This window comes from Mycetocola reblochoni REB411 (assembly GCF_900163835.1).
GTDB classification, from domain to species: Bacteria; Actinomycetota; Actinomycetes; order Actinomycetales; family Microbacteriaceae; genus Mycetocola_B; species Mycetocola_B reblochoni.
Map to the genome: position 1 here is coordinate 24,980 of NZ_FUKR01000005.1, position 6,100 is coordinate 31,079.

6 protein-coding genes are annotated in these 6,100 nt (G+C 69.3%); 2 read left to right on the forward strand and 4 right to left on the reverse strand.

Annotation, left to right across the window (positions count from 1 at the left end; genetic code table 11):
- The first annotated feature begins 61 nt into the window (after positions 1-61).
- A complete protein-coding gene (gene greA, locus FM119_RS00765) occupies positions 62-553 on the forward strand; it encodes a transcription elongation factor GreA (protein ID WP_087135785.1) in 492 nt (163 codons plus the stop codon).
- Positions 554-631: 78 nt separating this feature from the next.
- Here greA and ilvA read toward each other — a convergent pair whose 3' ends face one another.
- Positions 632-1,867, reverse strand: coding sequence for a threonine ammonia-lyase (ilvA, locus tag FM119_RS00770; RefSeq protein ID WP_087135786.1), 1,236 nt, complete (start codon positions 1,865-1,867; stop codon positions 632-634).
- Complete coding sequence (locus FM119_RS00775) at positions 1,864-3,126, reverse strand: AI-2E family transporter (protein WP_087135787.1); 1,263 nt, start codon at positions 3,124-3,126, stop codon at positions 1,864-1,866. The genes ilvA and FM119_RS00775 overlap by 4 nt, the downstream gene beginning before the upstream one ends.
- A gap of 59 nt (positions 3,127-3,185) precedes the next feature.
- On the opposite strand from FM119_RS00775, the gene FM119_RS00780 reads away from it, so the two are divergent.
- Complete coding sequence (locus FM119_RS00780) at positions 3,186-4,415, forward strand: winged helix-turn-helix domain-containing protein (protein WP_087135788.1); 1,230 nt, start codon at positions 3,186-3,188, stop codon at positions 4,413-4,415.
- Positions 4,416-4,449: 34 nt separating this feature from the next.
- On the opposite strand, the gene FM119_RS00785 is transcribed toward FM119_RS00780, so the two are convergent.
- Together FM119_RS00785 and FM119_RS00790 are read right to left on the reverse strand one after the other, a co-directional pair.
- The gene (locus tag FM119_RS00785) at positions 4,450-5,340 is read right to left on the reverse strand and encodes a M48 family metalloprotease (RefSeq protein WP_087135789.1); all 891 of its coding nucleotides are present in this window, start codon (positions 5,338-5,340) and stop codon (positions 4,450-4,452) included.
- A gap of 63 nt (positions 5,341-5,403) precedes the next feature.
- Entirely contained in the window at positions 5,404-5,970 is a 567-nt protein-coding gene (locus FM119_RS00790) for a LemA family protein (RefSeq protein ID WP_087135790.1), read from the reverse strand.
- Positions 5,971-6,100 lie beyond the last annotated feature (130 nt).

A 6,100-nucleotide genomic window follows, 5' to 3' on the forward strand; every position in this document is an offset into this window, starting at 1 on the left:
GCACCATGCGGACCGCGCCCCGGCGACTCGTCGGGGCGTCGATTCTTGTAAGGAGTCCGAAATGGCTGACAACGCCCAGGCGAGCTTCCTCACCCAGGAGGCCTACGACCGACTCTCCGCCGAGCTGGAGAGCCTCTCGACCACCGGTCGCGAGGAGATCGCCAAGCGCATCGAGGCGGCACGCGAAGAGGGCGACCTCAAGGAGAACGGCGGCTACCACGCCGCGAAGGACGAGCAGGGGAAGCAGGAGGCGCGCATCCGCACGCTCACGCAGATGCTGCGCGACGCCGTCGTCGGCGACGCGCCGGAGAGCGACGGGACCGTGCAGTCCGGCACCGTCGTGACCGCGGACATCGCCGGGGGCGTCGAGACGTTCCTGCTGGGCAACCGCGAGATCGCCGGCGACTCGAGCCTGCACGTCTACAGCGAGGCGAGCCCGCTCGGTTCCGCGATCCTCGGCCTCGCGGTCGGCGAGAGCACGAGCTACCAGGCCCCCAACGGCAAGGAGATCGCCGTCACGGTGACGAAGGTCGAGACCTACGCCGGTCAGTGACCGCGCGGTCGCCGAAACCTCGAACGCCGGTGCACGCCCCCTCGGGCAGTGCACCGGCGTTCGGCGTCGGGGCGGGCGTCAGATGATCTCGGGGTCGTATCCGGCCTGACGCAGCGTTTCAACGACGAGCGACCGGTGGTCGGGTCCCCTCGTCTCGATGCTGAGCTCGAGGACGACCTCGTCGATCCGCATGCCCGGGCCGTGCCGCGTGTGCAGGACCTCGATGACGTTGGCGTTCGCCTGGGCGACCAGCTCGGAGGTGCGCGCGAGCTGACCGGGAAGATCGGGTAGCGGGATGCGCAGGGTCAGGTACCGGTCCGACGCGGCCAGCCCGTGGCTCACGACGCGCTGCATCAGCAGGGGGTCGATGTTGCCACCGGACAGGATCACGGCCGTCGTGCCCGTCGCCCTGACCTTGCCGGCGAGGATCGCAGCGACACCGACCGCTCCGGCCGGCTCGACCACGAGCTTCGCGCGTTCGAGCAGCACAAGCAGCGCCTTCGCGATGTCGTCCTCCGTCACCGTGACGATGTCGTCGACGAGCTCGCGGATGATCGCGAAGTTGCTCACGCCGGGGCGCGCGACCGCGATGCCGTCCGCGATGGTCGGGGCGGTCGTCACCGTCGTCGGCTCCCCGGCGAGGAGCGAGGGAGGGTAGGCCGCGGCGTTCTCCGACTGCACCCCGATGACGCGGACCGTCCGCCCGTCCTGCCGGGCTCGCTGGATGGCCGCCGAGGCGACGCCGGAGATCAGGCCGCCCCCGCCGATGGGGACGATGATCGTGTCCAGCTCGGGCACGGAGTCGTAGATCTCGAGGCCGAGCGTCCCCTGGCCGACGATGACGTCGTGGTGGTCGAAGGGAGGGATCAGCAGCGCGCCGGTCGAGGCCGCGAACTCCGCCGCCGCCCGCAGCGGCTCCTCGACGGTGTGCCCGCCGAGCACGACGGTCGCGCCGTAGTTGCGCGTGGCCTGAAGCTTCGGAAGCGGGACGCCGACCGGCATGAAGATGGTGGCGGCGATGCCGAGCTCCCGTGCGGCGAAGGCGACGCCCTGCGCGTGGTTGCCGGCCGAGGCGGCCACGACCCCGCGCGCACGCTCCTCATCGCTGAGCTGGGCGAGACGGTTGTACGCCCCCCTGATCTTGTAGGAGCCGGTGCGCTGCAGGTTCTCGCACTTGAGGTACACCGGCGAGCCCAGGACCTCGGCGAGGAAGCGGGACGACTCGATGGGCGTCTCCTGGACGATGCGGCCGACCGTCTCCTGAGCCCGGAGGAACTCGTCGAGGGCGGGGATAGCCGCGGACAGCTCGGTCATGCGTCTCCTTCGGGGGTGGGGGTCGTCTGTCTCCCGATGCGCACCTGCTGTGGCACCCGTTGCCAGATCGAGTCGCTCAGCGCGAAGGCCTCCGGGTCGGCGTTGCGTCTCCAGGCCCCGCTGCTGATGTATTTGATCATCACGTTGATGCCTGCGGTGACCGGAACGGCGAACAGCGCACCGGGGATGCCGGCCAGTATGGTGCCGGCGGTGACCACGAGGACGACCGCGAGCGGGTGGACCTTCACCGCGGTCCCCATGAGCAGAGGCTGGAGCACGTGCCCCTCGATCTGCTGGACGGCGAGCACGATGATCAGCATGATGATCGCGCTCTGCCACCCGTTGTAGACGAGGGCGATGAACACGGCGAGGGCACCGGTCGTGACCGCACCGACGATGGGGACGAACGCGCCGAGGAACACGACGACGGCGATGGGGATCGCCAGCGGCAGCCCGAGGAAGAAGGCGCCCAGGCCGATCCCGACGGCGTCGATCGACGCGACGAGGATCTGGGTCCTGACGTAGTTCGACAGCGTCGACCAGCCGGCGACACCGGCTCCGTCCACGGCCAGCCGGGCGCGGCGAGGGAAGAGGCTGACCACCCAGCGCCAGATGCCCCTGCCGTCGATGAGCATGAACAGCAGGCAAAACAGGGTCAGCAGCACGCTGGTGCCGAGGTGGCCGAGCGTGGACCCGACCGACAGCGCGCCGGAGAGCAGCACGTTGGAGTCCGCCACGAGCGCCGACACCCACTCGTCGACGAAGTCGTTGATCTGGGCCTCGGTCAGGTGCAGCGGCGACTCGAGCAGGAACTGCTTGAGGTCGTCGTAGGAGGCGACCGTCCGCTGTCTGACGTCGTCGAAGCCGTTCGCGATCTGCTGGCTGACGAGCATGATCAGCCCGCTCACCACGGCGAGTGTGCCAAGGATCGCGATGGCGATCGCCAGCCCCCGGGGAACGCGCCACCGGGTCAGCAGCACCACGGCCGGCTGCAGCAGCGTGGTCAGCAGCAGCGCGATGAACAGCGGGATAACGATGAGTCGCAGCTGGGCGATGATGAGCACGACGACGGCGAGGACGGCGATGATCAGCAGCATTCGCCACGACCATGCCCCGGCGATGCGCACCCCCGCGGGGATGGACTCCTCGATCTGCGTGTTGCTCACCGGTCCCGCGTTGCGTCGGGGCTCCGGGGTCTCCTCTGGCGTGTGGCCTCCGAAGAGCCGTGACAGGAATCCCCTGCGTCGCTGTGCTGGCATGGGTCAAGTGTAGGACCGCGCATATTCCCCTGTCTGCGGTTTGCCCTAGTGTCGGGGACATGCCGGACACCCTCTCAGCCTCCGCCGCCCGACGCATCGCACTGGCCGCTCAGACGCTGGCCGGTCCGCGGCCGGACCGGCCCGGAACGCGGCGGCTTCGCCGCACCATCGAGGACATGGGCGTGCTCCAGATCGATTCGGTGAACGTGTTCGAGCGCAGCCACTATCTGCCGGTCCTTGCCCGTGCGGGCGCGTACGACCGGGCGGCCCTCGACCGCCTCGCGCTCGGCAGCCGGACCGGCGTCGTCGAGTACTGGGGTCACGAGGCGACCTTCATGCCGGTCGAGGCATGGCCGCTGTTCCGCTGGCGGATGGACGAGGCCAGGCAGCGCCAGCTCGGCGACGCCGACAGCTGGGCGTCGGCGAACGGGCAGACGATCCGGCGGGTGCACGAGACCGTGAGGGAGCGCGGGTCGGCCACCTCGCGCGACATCGCCGAGGCGGACGACAGGGGCAGCGGCAGCTGGTGGGGCTGGTCCGACAGCAAGCGCGCGCTAGAGGTCCTGTTCCGCTGGGGCGAGCTGGTGTCGTCGGGGCGACGCGGATTCGAGCGGGTGTATGCACCGGCGGAGACCGAGATCCCCGCTGAGCTGCGCGCCGCGCACTACGACAGGGGCGACGCCGTGCGGGAGCTCGTGCGCCGGGCGAGTTCCCGGCTCGGGGTGGGGACCACCGCCGACATCGCCGACTACTTCCGACTGGGCAGGGCGGAGACCGCGGCGGCGCTCGTCGAGCTGGCCGAGCGCGGAGACGTCTCCCCCGTCTCGGTCCCGGAGTGGGGTGCGGGGCGGCGCAGGGACGAGGACGCCTGGCTGTCGGCCGACCACCGGCTGCCGCGGTGGGCACGCAGGGACGAGCTGCTCAGTCCCTTCGACCCGCTGGTCTGGTGCCGACCCCGGGCGGAGCGTCTCTGGGACTTCCACTACCGCATCGAGATCTACACGCCCGCTCACAAGCGCGTCCACGGCTACTACGTCCTGCCGGTTCTGCTCGGCGACCGGATCGCCGCGCGGCTGGACCTCAAGCACGACAGGGCGGCGAACCAGATCCTCGTCCAGTCATCGTGGGTCGAGCCGGGCGCCCCCGCCGACGTGGCCGAGCGTGTCGCCGGAGTGCTGCACCGCACAGCGCACTGGCAGGGCTCCGAGTCGATCCTCGTTCAGGACAGGGGCACCCTCGCCGGTCCGCTCGCCTCCGTGCTCCGTTCGGGCAACCCGGTCGGCGGCTGACGCCGCACGCGATCCCGGGGGCAGCCGCGGCGGATCAGAAGCCGTCGCCCATGGTCCTCAGTCGCTCGATGCGGTCCGGCAGCGGAGGGTGGGTCGCGAACATCCGGTCCATCAGCCCGGGCTTGAGCGGGTCGGCGATCCACAGGTGCGCCATCGAGCTGTTCTGCGTCTTCATCGGGCGCCCGTACTCGCCGAGCTTCTGCAGCGCACTGGCGAGCGCCTCGGGGTGTCGCGTCGTCATCGCACCCGTGGCGTCGGCCAGGTACTCCCGCTGCCGCGACACGGCGAGCTGGATCATGCTCGCCGCCAATGGGGCGAGCAGCATCGCCACGAGCCCGAGGACGAGCATGATCACGTTGCCGCCGTTGTTGGAGTTGTTGTTGCGGCTCATGCCTCCCCAGAACGTCATCCGCGCGAGCATGTCGGCGATGAAGCCGACCGCGACGACCAGTCCGAAGACGATCATCGAGACCCGGATGTCGTAGTTGCGCACGTGGCCGAGCTCGTGCGCCATGACGCCCTCCAGCTCGGCGTCGTCCATGATCGCGAGCAGCCCCGTCGTCGCCGCGACGCTCGCGTGCTGCGGGTCACGACCGGTCGCGAAGGCGTTCGGCGCCGGGTCCTCGATGACGTACACCTTCGGCATCGGGGTCCCGGTGGTGATCGCCAGGTTCTCGACGATGCGGTACAGCCGGGGGTTGTCGGCCTTCTGGATCTCCTGCGCGCCGCTGATGCTCAGCGCCTGCGAGCCGGCGGCGAAGTACTGGATGATCGTGTACGCCGCCGCGCCGATGAGCGTGCCGTAGAAGATCCCCGTGCTGTTGAACATGTATCCGGCCAGCCAGCCCAGGCCGCCGATGATCACCAGGAAGGCGAGGATGATCAGGACGGTGTTTCGCTTGTTCTTCGCAATCGCGCGATACATGGGGTTCTCTCGCGGCAGGGGCGGGTCACGCGAGTGCGTGTCCGCGGGCGGTCGGGGGTCGGGTCAGAACTGGACGCGGGGCGGCTCGGCGATCGCGGCCGAGTCGGCGACCTCGAAGAAGTCACGCTCGGTGAAACCGAGGCCCTTGGCGAAGAGGTTGTTCGGGAAGACCTTGATCTTGGTGTTCAGCTCGCGCACACCGCCGTTGTAGAAGCGGCGGGAGGCCTGGATCTTGTCCTCGGTGTCGACGAGCTCCGCCTGCAGCTGGAGGAAGTTCTGGCTCGCCTGCAGCTGCGGGTAGGCCTCGGCCACGGCGAAGATGCTCTTCAGCGCGGACTGCATGTGGTTCTCGGCCACGGACGCCTCGGCGGGCGTCGAGGCGTCGATGGTCTCGGCCCTGGCCTGGGTGACGGCCTCGAACACGCCCTTCTCGTGGGTCGCGTAGCCCTTCACCGACTCGATGAGGTTGGGGATGAGGTCCGCACGGCGCTTGAGCTGGACCGTGATGTCGCTCCAGGCCTCGTCGACGCGAACGTTGAGCGTGACCAGCCGGTTGTAGGTGACCCAGAAGTAGATTCCGACGACCACCGCGAGGCCGACGACGATCAGAAGGGGGATAAGCCATTCCATGGCACGGACTCCTCGAGGTTGGTGATCAGATCCGCGCCCAGTCTATCGAGCCTGGCCGCGAACGGGCCGTGTAGCGCTAGGGCGTGTCTCCCATATGGTTCGTGATTGACGCGCGATTCTGGATGGGTGA